Genomic DNA, 15,556 nt, shown 5'->3' on the forward strand with positions numbered 1-15,556 from the left:
AGCGGGCATTATACAGAAAAACCAACAAAGGGCAAAATGGTTATTTACTTCTGCCCCTGATCGAATCTGGTGAGCCTGCCATAAGGCATGCTATGGTTCTGCCGCAGGAGGAATAAGTATGGCTCAGCCAAAATTTAATTGTTTTGCCGTGACCCCGCCCGGGGCCGAAGAGATCTGCGGACAGGAGTTGAGAGCGCTTGGGCTTGACCCGCAAGTGCAGAGGGGCGGTGTTGATTTTACGGTGATTGCGCGTGATCTGTATCGCGCAAATCTCTGGAGTCGTGTCGCCTCGCGTGTGCTGGTGCGCATGGGCCAATTCAAGTGCCGGGACTTCCCCGAGCTTTATAAGCAGTTACTTAAATTACCATGGGGGCGCTTTGTGCGTCCGGGGGTGCGCTGTTCCGTTCGCGTCAGTTGTCAGACTTCGCGGCTGACCCACACCGGGAGAATCAGCGAGACTGTTCTGACTGTGGTTGAAAAGGCGTTGGGGGGCGCCTCCGAGACGAGCGCGTTCGAGCAGCTGATCTTTGTCAGGTTTGAGAATGATCAGTGTCAGATTTCGATCGACAGTTCCGGTGAGCTGCTTCATCGGCGCGGCTACCGCAAGGCGATGGTGGCGGCACCTTTGAGAGAGAATCTGGCGGCCGCGATTCTGCTGAAACTCGGCTATGATGGTCGACAACCTCTGGTCGACGCAATGACCGGTTCGGGGACTTTCGCCATTGAAGCGGCTCTGATCGCCGGCGGGATAGCACCGGGGCGTCTGCGTGCCTTCGCCTTTATGGAGTGGCCACATTTTCGTCAAAAGGCCTGGGACGTCTGTCTTCAGGAGCAAGGGATTCAGGTCGAACCTGCCGGACTGATTCTGGCCCTGGACTCTGATCCGCTGGCGGTAGCTGCCGCCAGGGTGAACGCTCAGGCTGTACAGGTCGAACCCCGGATTGAGTTCAGGCAGGGGACGATGCAGGATTTGCATGCGCCCACAGCCAGGGGAATTCTGGTGATGAATCCCCCCTATGGTGAGCGACTGGGGGATGTCGCTCAGTTGCGGCCGCTTTATGCCGCCTTTGGTCAGCTGTGTCGTGATGTGTTCAAGGGCTGGACCATCGGCTGGATTTCGGCTGATCGGCGCTTTGAGCGGGAAGCGCAGCTTAAGTGCCAGCGACTCTGGACATTTTCGAATGGCGGGATCAAAGTCGACCTGCGTTTGCGGGCTGTCAGGGCGTCAGAAAAACCAGAAACAACTTGACTTGAATCGGGTGAATCGATATATATTGCGCCCTTATGGTTCACGCCATAAAAAATGAATGGAAGAGAGGTGATTGTTAGTGGAAATTACCGTCATCGATGGCAACGTCGAAAAGGCGCTTAAAGTTTTCAAACGCAAGCTTCAGCAAGAAGGGCTTTTCCGCGAAATGAAACAGCGGAAGTTCTATGAGAAGCCGAGTATCAAACGGAAGCGTAAAGAGAAGGAAGCCCAGCGTCGTCTGCGTAAGAAGCAGCGTGCCATGCGTCGTTTCACTTAAGAAGCTGCCACAGGTTCAATAAAAAAGGCGATTCCCATAACGGGGATCGCCTTTTTTATTGGTTTATTTTTGACCCCGTGACTTTATGTCGAAGGTGTCAAAAATGTGATTACCTGGGGAATTTCTTCCACTTCAGCCCGGAAATCTCTTCGACAAAACGCACGACCTGGTGGCTGTAGCCATACTCATTGTCATACCAGACATACAGGACGCAACGGTTCCCTTCAACGATTGTTGCCAGTGAATCGACAATCCCGGCGTGGCGTGAACCGACCATATCGCTGGATACGGCATCCGGCGAATTGGTGTAATCGATCTGTTCCTGCAGCTGGGAATTGAGCGAAATATCGCGCAGGTAGGTGTTGAGCTCCTCGACGCTGGTCCCTTTTTCGAGGGTCAGGTTGAGAATCGCCAGCGACACGTTGGGGGTCGGGACGCGGATGGCGTTTCCGGTCAGTTTTCCCGCCAGTTCCGGTAGCGCCTTGGCTACGGCTTTGGCTGCACCGGTTTCGGTAATCACCATATTCAGCGCGGCGGCCCGGCCGCGACGATTCTTGTTGTGATAGTTATCGATCAGGTTCTGGTCGTTGGTGTAGCTGTGACAGGTTTCGACGTGACCCGAGACAACGCCGAACTGATCATTGACCGCTTTCAATACCGGGACAATTGCGTTAGTTGTGCAGCTGGCCGCGGAGAAGATTGTTTCTCCGGCCTTAATGTCCCCGTTGTTGACGCCGTAAACGACATTCGGGATATCCCCTTTGCCCGGCGCGGTCAGCATGACCTGGGACACCCCTTTGGACTGCAGGTGCCGGCCGAGCCCTTCACGATCACGCCACTTGCCGGTGTTGTCGATAACAATCGCGTTCTTGATCCCGTATTGGGTGTAGTCGATCTTGTCCGGTGCGTCAGCGTAGATGATGCGGATCATGTTGCCGTTGGCAATGATCGCGTTCTCCTCTTCGTCGATTCTGATCGTCCCCTCAAAGTGGCCGTGAACCGAGTCACGACGCAACAGGCTGGCGCGGCGGGCGAGATCATCATCGCTCCCTTTGCGCACCACCGCAGCACGTACGCGCAGTTTGTTGCCACCTCCGGTCTGGTTGATCAGGATGCGCGCGACCAGGCGACCGATGCGGCCGAATCCGTAGAGGACCACGTCGCGTGCTTCGCTCAATTGATGGGCGCGGCCGGTATTGATTTCTGCGAGCTGTTCGGCAATGAAGGTGTCGATATCAGTGATCTTTTGTTCCTGGACCATGATTGCCAGTTTGGCGAGGTCGATCCGGCTTGGCGCCAGGTCGAGTTTGGCGACTGCTTTCAGAATCGGGGCAGTGTCGCTGACCCAGAGTTCTTTGTCGATGATCTGGCGGGCAAAACGATGTGCGCGCAGGATATCGATAGTTGATTTCTGAACCAGGGAGCGATCGAAGACTGTGCAGATCACTTCGCGGTCGCGGTAGAGGCGACCGAGCAGGGGGATCATTGCCTCAGCGATCTCTTCACGTTGTTTCCAGTCTTTGAAATAATTGTCGTCTTTACCAGTGGTCATTGGTCGAAGCCCTTTCCTGTGACAGTGCCCCTATAGGCACAGGTGGAGGTGTGGAAATCTATTGCGTTTTGGGGTGCCTGTCCGGCGCGGTGGATGGAAATCGCCGGTATACTAATCGAAATTTATTGGGGATGCAACAGCGGGCCGGGTGGGGGCTTGAAAGCCCGGTTGACGGTCTGATATTTCCCCCTGAAAACTGGACAACCCTGGTTTCTGCTGATATGAATATCTGATGACTGTAATCAATACGATATCGTCCTAAAAGGAGTATTTTCTATGAGTAAAACTGTCAGTTATAAGGATTTGGGGTTAGTCAATTCGCGTGAGCTGTTCCGTAAGGCGGTCTCCGGCGGTTATGCAATCCCTGCATATAACTTTAATAATCTTGAGCAGTTGCAGGCGATTATTCTGGCTTGTGTCGCGACCCGGTCGCCAGTGATTCTGCAGGTCAGCAAGGGCGCACGGAGTTACGCCAACGAAACCATGCTGCGCTACATGGCGTTGGGTTCGGTCGAGATGGCGCGCGAAATGGGAGCCGAGTTGCCGATCGTGTTGCATCTTGACCATGGCGACTCTTTCGAACTGTGCAAGTCCTGTGTTGATTCCGGGTTCTCCTCCGTGATGATTGATGGCTCCCATCTTCCTTACGCCGAGAATGTTGCTCTTACTCGGCAGGTGGTTGAATATGCCCATCAGTTTGACGTGAGTGTCGAAGGTGAATTGGGTGTTCTCGCGGGGATTGAAGACGAGGTTGTGGCCGAGAAGTCGACATATACCCAGCCGGATGAGGTGGAAGATTTTGTAGAGAAGACGGGGGTGGATTCTCTGGCGATCTCTATCGGCACCAGCCATGGTGCTTTCAAGTTTAAACTCAAAGCAGGTGAGTCTGTCCCTCCGTTGCGGTTCGATATCCTGGAAGAGATCGAAAAACGGATCCCCGGTTTTCCGATCGTGTTGCATGGCGCCAGCAGCGTGGTGCCGGCCTATGTCGCCCTGATTAATCAGTATGGTGGCAAGATGGAAGGGGCGATCGGCGTGTCGGAGGATCAACTGCGCCGCGCCGCCAAGAGCGCGGTGTGTAAAATCAATATCGATTCTGATGGCCGGCTGGCGGTGACGGCGAAGATTCGCGAATTCCTCGCCAATAACCCCGGCGAATTTGATCCGCGTAAATATCTGGGGGTCGCACGCAGTGAACTGGTTGAACTGATAAAACACAAGAATGAGGCCGTGGTCGGCAGTGCCGGCAAGGCTTAATCGGTGAGGTGTGAAGAGTGAGTTGAGGCGGGTCAGAAATGACCCGCCTCTGTTTTTTTGATTTTGTGCCGCTGGCTAAAACTCTGCCGTGAGAAGCAAATGTTCCTCGCCCCGTTGAATCTTCAGTTGCAGACTTTCCCCCTTCTGCATATTCATCAGCAGATAGAGCAGGTCAAAGCGTTCTTTCAGCTCAGTCGTCTGCGCTTGCAGTAGAATATCCCCTTTCAGGAGCCCGGCCTTCGCGGCGCTTGAGTCTGGCAGCACCATGGTGACCAGAATTCCCCGAGGATCTTCCTCAATTCCAACCCCGAGTTTGACCCCGGTTTTAACTTTTTCATAGCGTGTCAGCTTCAGATAATCCCAGGCCCGCATCGGGAACCCTGGCATCTTGACATCCATCAGTTCAGCTTCGCGCTCCTTGGGGATCTCGATCTCCTGCGATCCGATCAGCAGATAAGAGACCGGCAGGCGGCGATGCACGCGCCGCGGGATGCCGAAGCCGTAGCGCACGTGATTGCCGCCGGCTACGACCACGACCTGACGATCTTCACCGAGGGGGCTCCGCAGGTAGGTTACCAGATTCTGGGCCATGGTCTCGTCCCACAGAGTCTGAACGCGGATGAAACCATCGCGCATCGCTTTTCCCATGCTGTGGCCGCTATAGATACTCTCAGTCATCGAACGCTGATAGATATCAGTAAAATCGAGTTCCGGGAGTTGGGCGCGCAGCTCTTTCGGTAATTCCGTCAAGGGGGTTCTTCCGACCTTGTGCACCAATGATTTGGGTGCGTTCAGCGCGATCACCGGGATGTGTTTGTCGCGGCAGAAGTCAAGCAGTGGACGATAGAGTGCGAAGTTCATCTGCCAGTTTTCGAACCACTTGACCTGGCGTAAAAACTCAGCCTCCGTCAGTTCGCCAGCCGTCCAGCGGTCAAGGAGCGGCTGTTGTTCGGGAGTAAACATCTCCATCGCGAGGGTTACCCCCCCCGGATTTTTCTGAAAAAGACCGGCAAGAACATCAACCTGCAGTTGGTGTGAGGCCGGATTGTCATGGGTTTCTCCCACATAAACGACGCGGGTGTCGCCGATCGCGGCCAGCATCTCCTGCTCGGAAACCCTATGCCCTGTCGCGACGTGAAACAGATCACCTACTCTGGGGTTATTGAACGGGTAGGGCATTTCCGGGTTGCCGAGCAGTCGAGGGTTCGTGGTGCAGGCGGTCAGTGACAGCAGGATAAGGCCAATAGCCGCGGTGGTTAGTCTGGAGACCAGCGTCTGTTTCATCTGTTTCTTTCCTGGCATTGAAGGCTGTTATATTGAGGGGAATATCTTCTTTGTCGCTGATTAAAGCATGAGGTGACAATCTCCTTCAAGGGCCAAGCGATCGGTAAGACTTTTGAACCCCAATGTTTTTTTATTGACATCAAAGCGCCGATCGTATTATTCGTTCCTGACTTTTTGATTAGTATAACTAAACTAGAGGAGGGTATGGTGAACATCGGAGCTCGGCTGAAACGGCTCAGAATGCTGGATGCGCTGACCCAGGAAGAGCTCGCCAGCCGTACGGATCTGACCAAAGGCTATATCTCCCAGCTGGAGAACGACACCACCTGTCCGTCGATTGCGACCCTTAAGGATATCCTTGACGTGTTCGGTGTCAGCATGCAGGAGTTCTTTAGTGAACCGGTAGAGACCGAGGTTGTGTTTGGTAGCAGTGCACGGGTACAGTCGAGTGTCGCTGGCGGGGCGATCAAGGTTGAATTGCTGGTTCCGGGTGCGCAGAATCGTGACATGGATCCTGCGCTGGTGACGCTTGCGCCCGGAGCAGAGATGGCGCTGCAGGATGTGCACGAAGGGGAAGAGTTTGGCTATCTGCTCCTCGGCCGGGTCGAGATTGAGCTTGATGACCGGCAATATGTCGTGAAGAAGGATGAATGTTTCCTCTTCGCTTCGGATCGAAAGCACCGAGTTCGCAATGTGGGTAAGGGGCCGGCGAAAATCCTGTGGGTGGTGACGCCGCCGACCTTTGATTACACAGGCTAACGAAATAGATATTTTACTCCTGCTGCCCACGGGTGGCATGACAAAAAAAGGAGATGCTGATGAGTAAGGTACTGATTATTGGGGCTGGTGGTGTGAGTCGGGTGGTGGTGCACAAGTGCGCCCAGCGCCCCGATATCTTCTCTGCGATAACCCTGGCTTCGCGGACCCTGTCCCGCTGCGAGTCGATCGCCGCCGAAATCACAAATATCAAGGTGGCGACGGCCCGGGTCGACGCGGACGACGTTCCCCAACTAGTGGCACTGATCAAGCAGGAGCAGCCGCAGCTGGTGATCAACGTCGCTCTCCCCTATCAGGATCTTACGATCATGGACGCCTGTCTTGAGACCGGCGTTGATTATCTCGATACCGCCAACTATGAGCCCCTCGACACCGCACACTTTGAGTACAGCTGGCAGTGGGCCTATGAGGAGCGCTTTAAACAGAAGGGGATCATGGCCCTGTTAGGGAGCGGTTTCGATCCGGGGATGACCAACGTCTACACCGCGCTGGCGGCCAAAAATTATCTCGATGAAATTGAAGAGCTTGATATCATCGATGCCAATGCCGGCAACCACGGGCTCCCCTTTGCGACCAATTTCAACCCGGAGATCAATATCCGCGAGATCACCGCCGCCTGCCGCCACTGGGAAGACGGTTCTTTCGTTGAAACCCCGGCGTTGTCGACCAAGCGCAGATTCGACTTCCCCGAGGGGATCGGACCGATGAATATCTATCGTCTCTATCACGAGGAGATGGAGTCGCTGGTCAAGCACTTCCCGACGATCAAGAAGGCGCAGTTCTGGATGACCTTCTCTGACAACTATCTCAAGCACCTTGAGGTGCTGCAGAACGTGGGCATGACCCGCATTGATGAGGTCGAATTTCAGGGGCAGAAGATCGTGCCGATCCATTTTTTGAAGGCGCTGCTCCCCGATCCCGCGACCCTCGGACCTCTGACCAAAGGGAAGACCTGCATCGGTGTCATTGCGCGCGGCAAGAAGGATGGCGTGCGCAAGCAGGTCTACATCTACAATATCTGTGACCACGAAGCCTGCTACGCCGAGACCAACTCCCAGGCGATCAGCTACACCACCGGCGTGCCGGCGGTCACTGGCGCGATCATGATGCTGAATAAATCCTGGCATGCACCGGGGGTGTGGAACATGGAGCAGTTTGATCCCGAACCCTTCATGGCTGAAGTCGGGCCGATGGGATTGCCGTATGTAATAGTCGAAGGAGAATGGCCTCAGCTGTAGTAGGAATCCGGATTTTTCGCCAACTCGGCGTTGCCGGCGTCAGTCGCTTGTGCGACCTAGCCTCTGCTAGGCCTCCGCGCTCTTCCTTGGCGCCTTGATTTGACGAAAAATCCGAATCCCGGATAATGCAGCAATAATTTGAAGGATTGATATTACTTGATCGGTATTGATGTAGAAAAAATTCTTGAGCTTGCTCCCTCACCGGCCTATGTGGTCGATCTGGGACGTTTGCGGCATAATCTGGCGATTCTTGAGGATGTTCAGCAGCGCAGCGGGGCGAAGATCCTCATGGCTCTTAAGGCGTTTTCGATGTGGTCGACTTTTCCGCTGATGCGCAAGAGTCTGCAGGGGGTCTGTGCTTCATCTCCCTGGGAGGCGCGGCTGGGGCGTGAAGAGTTTGGCGGCGAGGTTCATTCGTTCTCGGCGGCTTTCAAACAGAGTGACGTTGTTGAACTGCTGAAGATCTCCGATCATCTGGTGTTTAATTCGTTCAACCAGTTTGAGCGCTTCCGTCCGCTCTGGGAGCAGGCGACAGGTCGGGTCTCCATCGGATTGCGGGTTAACCCGGAGCATTCCGAAGGGACGACCGAGATCTACGATCCCTGTGCCCTTAACTCGCGTCTGGGGATTCCTCGGCGCGAATTTGACGGGCGTTCACTGGCCGGGGTCGAGGGGCTGCACTTTCACACCCTGTGCGAGCAGCTGTTTGAACCACTGGCAAGGACTGCTGCCGTCTTCGAAGAGAAGTTCGGCGAGTATCTGCCGGGGTTGAAGTGGATCAATTTTGGCGGCGGACATCATATCACCCGCGCGGGGTACGATATCGATGGCCTGATTGCGCTGATCAAGTACTTTCGTGAAAAATATGGCGTCGAAGTCTATCTCGAGCCTGGCGAGGCTGTAGTGATCGGCACCGGACTGCTGGTTGGCGAGGTGCTCGATCTGGTTGACAACACAATCCCGACCGCGATTCTTGATGTTTCGGCGACCTGCCATATGCCGGATGTGCTCGAAATGCCCTACCGCCCCGAAATCCTGGGTGGTGCAGAGCCCGGCGCCCAGGCCTACACCTGTCGTCTGGGCGGGCCATCCTGTCTCGCCGGCGACATCATCGGCGACTGGTCGTTTCCTCAGCCGCTACAGGTCGGAGAGCGGCTGGCGTTTCTCGATATGGCACATTACACCATGGTGAAAACCAGCACCTTTAACGGCATTCAGCATCCGCATCTCTGTACCTATGAGCCGCAGACGGGGGAGTTGAGGGTGGTACGCAGCTTTACCTATGAAGATTTTCGCAGCAAATTGTCTTAAGGCTTGCCCTGCAAAAAAAAGGGCATTAACACAGATATCAAGACAGGGACACTATGGAAAAGTGGTCAATCAAGGACTCTGCCCGGGTTTATAACTTAGACAACTGGGGTGATGGTTTCTTCTCGATTAACAAGAAGGGGCATGTTTGTGTGCACCCCTCACCGAATTCGAAGTATGCCATCGATCTGCGTGGCCTGGTTGACGACCTGATCAAGCGTAAAATCAAACCGCCGATCCTGCTGCGTTTTATGGATGTCCTGCAGGGGCGGGTCTCCGCGATCAACCGCGCCTTTAAAAATGCCATCGTCGAGTATGATTATCCGGCCGGCTACCAGACCTTCTATCCGATCAAGGTCAACCAGCAGCGTCAGGTGGTCGAGGCGATCACCGAGTTCGGCAGCAAGTACAACATGGGCATCGAGGTCGGTTCCAAGCCAGAGCTGGTCGCGGCGATCTCCTTTGCCACCGGGAAGAAACTGCCGATTATCTGCAATGGCTACAAAGATAACGACTTTATTGAAACCGTGCTCTACGCTAATCGTATCGGCTACGATATCACCATCGTCGTCGAGAAGCTCTTTGAGCTGGAAAAGATCATCGCTCTGTCGAAGAAGCTCGGTATTACACCGAAGCTCGGCATCCGGGTCAAGCTGTCAGCGCGCGGCACCGGTAAGTGGGCCACCTCGGGCGGCAGCGATGCCAAATTCGGGCTGAAAATCTCAGAGCTTTTAGCGGCGGTTGAATTGCTTGAGGAGAACAACCTGCTCGGCAATGTCAAGCTGCTTCATTTTCATATCGGCAGCCAGATCACCAAGATCGATAAAATCAAGAATGCCCTCAATGAAGGGGCACGGATTTACGCAGAGCTGGTCAAGATGGGGGTCGGCCTGGAGTATCTCGATGTCGGCGGCGGTCTGGGAGTCGACTATGACGGCTCTAAGTCGAGCTATTTTTCGAGCGTCAACTACTCTGTGGAAGAGTATGCCAGCGACGTGATTTACCAGATCAAGAACGTTTGCGTCGAAGCGCAGGTCCCTTGCCCGAATATCATTTCAGAGTCTGGGCGGGCTCTGGTTGCGCACTATTCGGTGCTGGTAACCAATATCCTCAACACCAATACCCAGAACGCGCTGCCTGATTATGAAGAGTACCTGGAGGATGCCGAGGATCTGTCGCCGACGGTGCGCAAGCTGCGTGATATCTATCGCAGCATCGATCGTCATTCATTGCGTGAGGATTACCACGATACCCTGCAGCTGATTCAGGAGGCGGTCAGCCTCTTTACCCTTGGCTATCTGACCCTGAATGATCGCGCCCTGGCCGAGTGGCTGTGTAGCAAGATCTTCCTCAAGATCAACAACATCGTCGAGCGCATGCGTCCAGTACCGGAGGAGTTGCAGTCCTTTCAGCTGGCTCTGCGTCAACCCTACTTCGCCAACTTCTCGCTGTTTCAGTCGGTTCCCGACTCCTGGGCGATCGACCAGCTTTTTCCAATCATGCCGCTGCAGTGGCTCGGGCAGAAACCTGAGGTCATGGCGACCATAGCCGATATCACTTGTGACTCCGACGGTGAAATCAGCAGTTTTGTCGGCGAGAATGGGCGTACCAAGTATCTGCCGCTGCACAAGGTCGGGGAGGAAGAATATTACGTTGGTTTCTTTATGATCGGGGCTTATCAGGAGATTCTGGGGGACATGCACAACCTGTTCGGCGATACCAATGCCGTGCATATCACCTTCAACCGCAAGACCGGTTACCAGATTGATACGGTGATCAATGGCGACTCGACCGCGGAGAGCCTGAAGTACGTCCAGTACAAGGGACCGGAAATGCTCAAGCAGGTGCGCGACAGCCTGGAGAAGAATGTGGCCTTACGTCAGGTATCCTTTGAGGAAACCAGTCATTTCGTCGAACTGCTCGACAAGATGCTGACCTCCTACACCTATCTCTCCGAGTAGTCTGATTAAGTTCAAGAAAAACAAAAAAACCGGGGCCACTTTAAAAGTGACCCCGGTTTTTTTTGTGGAAATTGTGTGGCTGATTAAATCAGGCGCCTTTTTGAACCGTTTTACGTTCGTTCATAACCTTGTAGGCGCAGAGTGAACCGCACATGGTGCAGGCGCCATGTTCTTCGTCAACTCCCGACTCGGCCCGTAGGCGGCGAGCTTTTTCCGGGTCGATGGCCAGCTCGAATTGGGTTTTCCAATCCAGCTCTTTACGGGCCTTGGCCATGGCATGGTCTTTTTCAATGGCGCCGGGGAGTCCCTTAACGATGTCTGCGGCATGGGCGGCGATGCGGGCGGCCATCACCCCTTCGTGGACATCTTCAACCGTCGGCAGACGCAGGTGTTCACTCGGTGTGACATAGCAGAGAAAATCGGCACCGGCGGCACCGGCGATCGCGCCCCCGATGGCCGAGGTGATATGGTCGTAGCCGGGTGCAATGTCAGTCACCAGTGGGCCAAGGACATAGAACGGAGCGCCATGACAGAGGCGCTTTTGCAATTTAATATTCGCCTCTACCTGATTTAAAGGCACATGCCCTGGTCCTTCGATCATGACCTGAATGCCGGCATTTTGCGCGCGCTGGGTCAACTCGCCGAGGATAAGCAGTTCCTGAATCTGGGCGCGGTCGGTCGCATCGGCCAGACAGCCGGGTCGGAAACCGTCACCAAGGGAAAGCACCGCATCGTAGGGGCGCACCAGCTCGAGTAAACGATCAAAGTATTCATACAGCGGGTTTTCAGCATTGTTGTGGAGCATCCAGCCGACGGTAAAGGAACCGCCGCGCGAGACCACTTCCATGATCCGTCCCTCATTCTCCATGCGCGCTACGGTCTCACGGGTGACGCCGCAGTGAACGGTAATGAAGTCGACGCCGTCATCCAGATGCTTTTTGACCCCGGCGAAGATATCCTCAACCGTCATATCAACGATCGGTTTCCCCTGATGGAGGATGGCGTCACAGGCGGCCTGATACAGCGGCACGCTGCCGATACACAGATCGGTCTCGGCGATGACCGCGGCACGGATTTCGTCGATCGGGCCACCGGTCGACAGGTCCATCAGGGCATCGGCACCGGCCGCCTGGGCGACCTTGGCCTTTTCAAGTTCCTTGTCGATGCTGGTGTCGTCCTGGCTGGTGCCGATATTGGCGTTGGTTTTTGTGCGCAGCCCTTCACCAACGGCGAGGGGTTTCCCCCCCTTATGTCGTTTGTTCAGACAGATAACTACGGTGCCTGCGGCGAGTCTTTGACGCAGAATTTCCGGGTCAATATTTTCAATTTGCGCCGCCTGGCGCATCAAGTCGCTAATCTGCCCGTTACGGGCCATTTCCAGTTGAGTCATGATCTCCTCGAAAAAAACAGCAGCGCCACAGTCATTGGGGTGCTGCTGCTATGAAATGGATTGTGGTTTTCGACACCGGATCAGGCGAAGCCGTTTGGCCTGTGCCTGCGATGTCGGTTCAGCATAAAGGGGGAGAGACTTTCAGGTCAACTCCGATGCTCATGAAAATAGCGAAAGGCGGCCTCGACGTGATTGACCGAACCATGCCCCTTGCCAGATTCAACCGCCGTGATAATTGACAGGTCGATAAACTTTTTAGCCTCTTCAACGGCCTTGAGCAAGGGGAGTCCCTGGGCAAGAAATGTTGCAATTGCGGATGAATAGGTACAGCCAGTACCGTGGGTATTTTTGGTTTCGATTCGCGGAGAACGCAGTTCATGTTTTGCGTCACCAATCAGGAGCAGATCAACCGCATCATCATTGATAAGATGGCCACCCTTCATCAGCACATTACGTGCTCCAAGATCCTGCAGTAAGCGCCCTGCTTCTTCCATTTCGGCCAGATTCCGCACCTTGGTACCGGTGATCTTCTCGGCCTCAGGCAGGTTGGGAGTGAGCAGATAGGCTTGCGGGAGCATTTGTGAGAGCAGGCTGTCCAGGGCTTCCTTGTCCAGCAGGGGGGCTCCGCCCTTAGCGATCATGACGGGATCGACCACTGCCAGCAAACAGTGCCTGCGGATTGCCTGTGCCACCCGGGTGACGGTTCCGCCCCAGCTCAGCATGCCGGTCTTGATCGTATCCGTGCCGATATCATCAAGCACCGCGTTAAGCTGTTCGGTTACAAAATTTGAGTCGATGGGGAAGACCCCCTTGACCCCCAGGGTGTTCTGCGCGGTCAAGGCGGTGATGACGCAACTGCCATAACTGCCGAGCAGACTGATGGTTTTTAGATCCGCCTGGATGCCAGCCCCGCCCCCGCAATCGGAACCGGCAATCGTCAGTACGCGTCCGCGCGGACGGCCGAGTTTACGATTAAACAGGAGTGAAATTTCACGCGCGGCGATTCCTGGCGATCTGTCCTGCATGACCGAAGAGATAACGGCCACGGCGTCGGCACCCGCGTCAATGGCCAGATCCGCACCAGTGATATCGATGCCGCCGATGGCGACCAGGGGCACCCGGATGGCGCGCCGCACTTTACGCAGGGCGTCGATTCCGACCAGTTCAGGAGCGTCTTTACTTGACGTCGGAAAGATGCTGCCGAGGGCGATATAGTCGGCGCCGTGGGATTCGGCCTTTAAGGCTTGATCGACGCTGTGGGTGGAGACCCCGATAATTTTATCGCGGCCCAGCATTTGTCGCGCCTGGGAAACGGACATGTCATCCTGTCCCAGGTGAACGCCATCGGCATCGATCTCTTTGGCCAGTTCAGGAAAATCGTTGATGATCAGCTTTGCGCCCGCGGCATGGCAGGCCTTCCGAAGTTTTTGCGCCATGCCGAAGCGTTCGTCGGCCGTGGCCTCCTTAGCGCGATACTGGACGGTGCGGACACCGCCCTTCAGTGCACTCTCGACCCGTTTGAAAAGGCTTCCATCGCTATTATCATCGGTGATCAGGTAGAGTCCGGAAGGCATCAGCACGCTCCTGTCGAATGGGTTGAGGCGGCTAAAGAGCTCCGCATTGGCTGTTTAAAACGTTTTAGAAAATCGCGAGCAGCTGTCGATTTGGATCAGGCGAGCACAATGCGCTGGTTGAGCAGGTCGATTTCGCTGATAGTACCTGTAATCAGCCGGGTCTTGCCGAAGTTGTCGATCAGTTTCAGGCCATCGGCCAGCACCAGGATAGTTGAAATCTCTTCGAGGCTGGTTTCGTCGTCGCCAGAGATCAGTTTGTAGGGACCGTAATCAAGACACATGGATGGACCTCCAAGGGTAAAAAACTTAAGCTTGAAGATTAGCAGAGTGTGATAAATACTGTCAATTGGAAACCTCTGAGAGAGGCAGGATGGATTGTTCTCCCGGGCCCTTTACAGCTTGGTCGACAATCATTAAAATGCATCGACTTCATCCCTTTTAGCTCCGTTCGCGGTCAAAGGACAGGTATTGATAGCGCATAGTTTACGACCGACTCGGGCAGATATTGACCTCTCGGCTCTTGCTCATAACCTGCAGCAGGTCCGTTCCTGCTGTCATGCCGGGCAGGGTGTGATGGCAGTTGTTAAGGCCGACGCCTATGGCCACGGAGCGGTCACGATCAGCAGAGCCCTGGAAGCTGAGGGGGTCGAGCAGTTTGCGGTCGCTACACTGGAGGAAGGGCAGGAGCTGCGTGGAGCCGGGATCAAACGACCGATTCTGGTCTTTGGCGGCTGTTACCCGGGGCAAGAAGCGGCATTTGTTGAATACGCCCTGACCGCCGCGCTTCTCAGTCTGGCCGACGTGAAACGTCTGGAGGCGTTCGGCAGCGCACAGGAAAAACCTTTCCTGGTGCATATTAAATGTGACACCGGCATGGGTCGAGTCGGCCTGCTCCCAGAAGAAATTCCGCAGTTGATTACCCTGTTGTCTCAGTCCTGCGGGCTTGAGGTGAGAGGGCTGATGTCCCATCTGGCCTCTGCGGACGATCTGGCGTCCCCGGTGACATCCGATCAGGTACGGGTTTTTCGTGAGATTCTTGATCAATTTAAACTTGCCAATATCACCATCGCCGAGATTCATCTGGGCAGCAGTGCCGGGCTCTGCGCCTGGCCTCTACCTGAGGCTACGCTGGTGCGGCCGGGGATCATGCTTTATGGCGGCTACCCTTCAGCTGCATTCACCGAGCGTCTCGATCTGCGCCCAGTCATGACCTTTTCTACGCAGATCGCTCAGTTGCGCACCCTGGCAGCTGGTCAGGGGATATCTTATGGCCACACCCATCAAACCAGGGGGCCGACGCGTCTGGCAGCTCTGCCGGTCGGTTATGCCGATGGCTATAATCGTCTGTTTTCAAACTGTGGAGAGGTTCTGGTGCACGGTCAGCGGGTTTCGGTGGTCGGCCGGGTCTGTATGGACTGGATTCTGGTTGATGTCACCGAGGTCGCCGATGTCGCGGTGGGTGATCGGGTGGTGTTGCTCGGGAGCGATGGAGAAGAGACAATCAGTGCCGAGGACTGGGCCGAAAAACTCGATACAATCAATTATGAGGTTTTCTGCCGCATCAGTCAGCGCGTGCCAAGGTATCCGCATTCGGGACCGTTTGTGGGTTGAAAAGCCTTGCCCGTGGTCGATCTTTATGCTAGAAAAAAGCCCTTCTTCCGACATTTTTAACGCGTCGGGTCCCCCTAT

General features: G+C 55.0%; 13 protein-coding genes. 8 read left to right on the plus strand and 5 right to left on the minus strand.

The window, feature by feature from the left end; translation table 11 throughout:
- The first annotated feature begins 118 nt into the window (after window positions 1-118).
- Both D888_RS20670 and rpsU read left to right on the plus strand, forming a co-directional pair.
- The gene (locus D888_RS20670; RefSeq protein WP_020675336.1) at window positions 119-1,249 is read left to right on the plus strand and encodes a THUMP domain-containing class I SAM-dependent RNA methyltransferase; all 1,131 of its coding nucleotides are present in this window, start codon (window positions 119-121) and stop codon (window positions 1,247-1,249) included.
- A gap of 79 nt (window positions 1,250-1,328) precedes the next feature.
- Window positions 1,329-1,526, plus strand: coding sequence for a 30S ribosomal protein S21 (gene rpsU / locus D888_RS0104465; RefSeq protein WP_020675337.1), 198 nt, complete (start codon window positions 1,329-1,331; stop codon window positions 1,524-1,526).
- Window positions 1,527-1,635: 109 nt separating this feature from the next.
- Here the strand turns inward: rpsU and D888_RS0104470 are convergent, their stop codons facing one another.
- The gene (locus D888_RS0104470) at window positions 1,636-3,078 is read right to left on the minus strand and encodes a glyceraldehyde-3-phosphate dehydrogenase (protein WP_020675338.1); all 1,443 of its coding nucleotides are present in this window, start codon (window positions 3,076-3,078) and stop codon (window positions 1,636-1,638) included.
- Window positions 3,079-3,354: 276 nt separating this feature from the next.
- On the opposite strand from D888_RS0104470, the gene D888_RS0104480 reads away from it, so the two are divergent.
- Window positions 3,355-4,335, plus strand: coding sequence for a class II fructose-bisphosphate aldolase (locus D888_RS0104480; RefSeq protein WP_020675340.1), 981 nt, complete (start codon window positions 3,355-3,357; stop codon window positions 4,333-4,335).
- 75 nt (window positions 4,336-4,410) lie between these two features.
- Here D888_RS0104480 and D888_RS20675 read toward each other — a convergent pair whose 3' ends face one another.
- Window positions 4,411-5,619 (minus strand): ChaN family lipoprotein, encoded by a 1,209-nt coding sequence (locus D888_RS20675; protein ID WP_020675341.1) that lies wholly within the window; start codon window positions 5,617-5,619, stop codon window positions 4,411-4,413.
- A 207-nt stretch (window positions 5,620-5,826) separates the two neighbouring features.
- Between D888_RS20675 and D888_RS0104490 the strand changes: the two genes are divergently transcribed.
- The 4 genes from D888_RS0104490 (at window position 5,827) to speA (ending at window position 10,903) form a co-directional block, all read left to right on the plus strand.
- Window positions 5,827-6,378 carry a cupin domain-containing protein gene (locus D888_RS0104490; RefSeq protein ID WP_026362209.1) on the plus strand — a complete coding sequence of 184 codons (552 nt, stop codon included), beginning with the start codon at window positions 5,827-5,829 and terminating at the stop codon, window positions 6,376-6,378.
- A gap of 59 nt (window positions 6,379-6,437) precedes the next feature.
- Entirely contained in the window at window positions 6,438-7,634 is a 1,197-nt protein-coding gene (locus D888_RS0104495; RefSeq protein ID WP_020675343.1) for a saccharopine dehydrogenase family protein, read from the plus strand.
- Window positions 7,635-7,790: 156 nt separating this feature from the next.
- Window positions 7,791-8,945 (plus strand): carboxynorspermidine decarboxylase, encoded by a 1,155-nt coding sequence (nspC, locus tag D888_RS0104500; RefSeq protein ID WP_020675344.1) that lies wholly within the window; start codon window positions 7,791-7,793, stop codon window positions 8,943-8,945.
- A gap of 53 nt (window positions 8,946-8,998) precedes the next feature.
- Complete coding sequence (speA, locus tag D888_RS0104505) at window positions 8,999-10,903, plus strand: biosynthetic arginine decarboxylase (protein WP_020675345.1); 1,905 nt, start codon at window positions 8,999-9,001, stop codon at window positions 10,901-10,903.
- A gap of 88 nt (window positions 10,904-10,991) precedes the next feature.
- Here the strand turns inward: speA and thiC are convergent, their stop codons facing one another.
- The 3 genes from thiC to D888_RS0104520 all read right to left on the minus strand — a co-directional run bounded on the left by thiC (window position 10,992) and on the right by D888_RS0104520 (window position 14,148).
- Window positions 10,992-12,293 carry a phosphomethylpyrimidine synthase ThiC gene (gene thiC / locus D888_RS0104510; RefSeq protein WP_020675346.1) on the minus strand — a complete coding sequence of 434 codons (1,302 nt, stop codon included), beginning with the start codon at window positions 12,291-12,293 and terminating at the stop codon, window positions 10,992-10,994.
- A gap of 146 nt (window positions 12,294-12,439) precedes the next feature.
- On the minus strand, window positions 12,440-13,867 hold the full coding sequence (gene thiD, locus D888_RS0104515; protein ID WP_020675347.1) for a bifunctional hydroxymethylpyrimidine kinase/phosphomethylpyrimidine kinase: 1,428 nt from the start codon (window positions 13,865-13,867) through the stop codon (window positions 12,440-12,442).
- A gap of 95 nt (window positions 13,868-13,962) precedes the next feature.
- Window positions 13,963-14,148, minus strand: a complete 186-nt coding sequence (locus D888_RS0104520; RefSeq protein WP_020675348.1) for a CooT family nickel-binding protein — start codon at window positions 14,146-14,148, stop codon at window positions 13,963-13,965.
- 187 nt (window positions 14,149-14,335) lie between these two features.
- Here D888_RS0104520 and alr point away from each other — a divergent pair, with 187 nt between their 5' ends.
- A complete protein-coding gene (alr, locus tag D888_RS0104525) occupies window positions 14,336-15,478 on the plus strand; it encodes an alanine racemase (protein WP_020675349.1) in 1,143 nt (380 codons plus the stop codon).
- Window positions 15,479-15,556: the final 78 nt, after the last annotated feature.

It is taken from the genome of Geopsychrobacter electrodiphilus DSM 16401 (assembly GCF_000384395.1).
GTDB classification, from domain to species: domain Bacteria; phylum Desulfobacterota; class Desulfuromonadia; order Desulfuromonadales; family Geopsychrobacteraceae; genus Geopsychrobacter; species Geopsychrobacter electrodiphilus.

Excerpts from the sequence above, each read along its gene's own strand:
- D888_RS20675 (WP_020675341.1), bottom strand. The coding sequence starts at position 5,619 with ATGAAACAGACGCTGGTCTCCAGACTAACCACCGCGGCTATTGGCCTT.
- D888_RS0104470 (WP_020675338.1), bottom strand. The coding sequence starts at position 3,078 with ATGACCACTGGTAAAGACGACAATTATTTCAAAGACTGGAAACAACGT.
- speA (WP_020675345.1), top strand. The coding sequence starts at position 8,999 with ATGGAAAAGTGGTCAATCAAGGACTCTGCCCGGGTTTATAACTTAGAC.
- thiC (WP_020675346.1), bottom strand. The coding sequence starts at position 12,293 with ATGACTCAACTGGAAATGGCCCGTAACGGGCAGATTAGCGACTTGATG.
- D888_RS0104480 (WP_020675340.1), top strand. The coding sequence starts at position 3,355 with ATGAGTAAAACTGTCAGTTATAAGGATTTGGGGTTAGTCAATTCGCGT.
- D888_RS20670 (WP_020675336.1), top strand. The coding sequence starts at position 119 with ATGGCTCAGCCAAAATTTAATTGTTTTGCCGTGACCCCGCCCGGGGCC.
- D888_RS0104520 (WP_020675348.1), bottom strand. The coding sequence starts at position 14,148 with ATGTGTCTTGATTACGGTCCCTACAAACTGATCTCTGGCGACGACGAA.
- D888_RS0104495 (WP_020675343.1), top strand. The coding sequence starts at position 6,438 with ATGAGTAAGGTACTGATTATTGGGGCTGGTGGTGTGAGTCGGGTGGTG.
- thiD (WP_020675347.1), bottom strand. The coding sequence starts at position 13,867 with ATGCCTTCCGGACTCTACCTGATCACCGATGATAATAGCGATGGAAGC.